The 2134-nt window shown below is 66.5% G+C and carries 2 protein-coding genes and 1 pseudogene; all 3 read left to right on the forward strand.

What is annotated here, in order from left to right; translation table 11 throughout:
- Positions 1-602, forward strand: a pseudogene (locus V7Q81_RS15830) (aminomethyl-transferring glycine dehydrogenase subunit GcvPA); the annotation flags it as partial.
- Positions 603-619: 17 nt separating this feature from the next.
- Positions 620-1114 (forward strand): thiol peroxidase, encoded by a 495-nt coding sequence (gene tpx, locus V7Q81_RS15835; RefSeq protein ID WP_333845259.1) that lies wholly within the window; start codon positions 620-622, stop codon positions 1112-1114.
- A 21-nt stretch (positions 1115-1135) separates the two neighbouring features.
- Positions 1136-2134 (forward strand): aminomethyl-transferring glycine dehydrogenase subunit GcvPB (gene gcvPB, locus V7Q81_RS15840; protein WP_333845261.1); only part of this gene is annotated, 999 nt, incomplete at its 3' end.

The following is a 2134-nucleotide window of genomic DNA, read 5'->3' on the forward strand; positions in this document are numbered from 1 at the left end:
GGGACGGCCAGCCCTTGGGCTTGCCCCTTTCCGGCGGGGGCCCCTATTTCGGCTTCATGACCTGCCGCCAGAGCCTGGTACGCCAGCTTCCCGGGCGTCTCGTCGGTGCCACCGTGGATCGGGACGGGCGCCGCGGTTTCACCCTGACGCTCCAGGCGCGGGAGCAGCATATCCGCCGCGCCAAAGCGACCTCCAACATCTGCACCAATCAGGGCCTAGCGGTGGCCGCGGCTACCCTCTACATGGCCCTGCTAGGGCCGCAGGGGCTGCGCCGTGTGGCCGCCCGCTGCCATGCCAATGCGCGCCGGCTAGCGCGGCTGTTGGCGGCACTACCGGGCGTGGAGCGGCTCTTCGACGGGCCCGTGTTCCATGAGCTGGCGCTGCGCCTGGCGGCCCCCGCCGCCGAGGTGCTGCGGGCGCTGGAAGCCCAAGGCATCCTGGGTGGCGTGGAGCTCGCCCCCGACTACCCCGAGCTCGGGCAAGCGCTGCTCGTGTGCACTACCGAGACCAAGGAGGAAGAGGACTTGCAGCGCTTGGCCGACCACCTGGAGCGCATCCTCAGCAAGCGCATCAAGCCACCCCCCTGCGCATTGAAAACCTAACCCACAAGGAGGACGTCATGGTCACATTTGCAGGCAATCCCGTTACCCTCAATGGCAGCTTCCCTGCCGTCGGCGCCAAGGCGCCTGACTTTACCCTGGTGGGCAAAGACCTGAAGAGCGTGTCCCTCAAGGACTTCGCCGGCAAGCGCAAGGTGCTCTCCATCGTCCCGAGCCTGGATACACCCACCTGCGCCAAATCCACCCGCGTTTTCAACGAAAAGGCTTCTAGTCTCGCCAACACCGTGGTGCTAGTGATCTCTGCAGACCTGCCCTTCGCCCAGGCGCGTTTCTGCGGGGCCGAGGGCCTGAACAATGTCTTTACGCTTTCCACCCTGCGGGGCGCTGAATTCAAGAAGAATTACGGCGTGGAGATCGCCGATGGGCCTTTGGCGGGCTTATGCGCCCGGGCGGTGTTGGTCTTGGATGAGAACGACGTGGTGAAGCACGCTGAGCTGGTGCCCGAGATCAAGAACGAGCCCAACTACGAGGCTGCCCTGGCGGCGTTGAGATGAACATCTCTGCTTGATAAATCCATGCTGATCTTCGAGCGCTCCCAGCCCGGGCGCTTGAACAGGGCACTCATGCCCGAATGGGAGGCACCGGAAGACATCCCGGACGCCTTCCTGCGCCGCTCGCCCCTGTCCTTGCCGGAAGTGTCCGAGCTGGAGGTCGTGCGCCACTATACCCGGCTCAGCCAACGCAATTTCTCCATCGACACCCATTTCTATCCCCTAGGCTCCTGCACCATGAAGTACAACCCGCGGGCGGCCAACCTGCTGGCCATGCTGCCAGGATTTCTTGCCCGGCATCCGCGGGCGCCGGAGCGCACCGGGCAGGGTTTCCTGCGCTGCCTCTACGAACTGCAGGAGATCCTGAAGGCAGTGACCGGCATGGCGGGGGTGAGCCTCGCCCCCATGGCGGGCGCCCAGGGGGAGTTCGCCGGTGTGGCCATGATCCGCGCCTACCACGAGGCGCGGGGTGATGGGCAGCGCACCGAGATCATCGTCCCCGACGCAGCCCACGGCACCAACCCGGCCACCGCCAGCATGTGCGGCTACACGGTGCGGGAAGTGCCCACTACCCGCGAAGGAGACGTGGACCTGGAGGCGCTCACCGCCGTCCTGGGACCCAAGACGGCGGGCCTCATGCTCACCAATCCCTCCACCCTGGGGGTGTTCGAACGCCGCATCCTGGACATCCAGCGCCTGGTGCACGAGGCCGGGGGGTTGCTCTACTACGACGGGGCCAACCTGAACGCCATCCTAGGCCGCGTGCGCCCCGGCGACATGGGCTTTGACGTCGTCCACGTGAACCTGCACAAGACCTTCGCCACTCCCCACGGCGGCGGGGGTCCGGGAGCGGGGCCGGTAGGGGTGAGCGAGAAGCTGCTGCCCTTCCTTCCCGTGCCCATGGTGGCGGAGCGGGACGGGGTGCTGCAGCTTCTCACCGAACGGGACCGGCCCCAGAGCATCGGGCGCCTGTCTGCCCACCTGGGCAACGCTGGCGTGCTCCTACGCGCTTACGTCTATGCC

The organism is Pelomicrobium sp. (assembly GCF_036803785.1).
Taxonomy (GTDB): Bacteria; Pseudomonadota; Gammaproteobacteria; order Burkholderiales; family UBA6910; genus Pelomicrobium.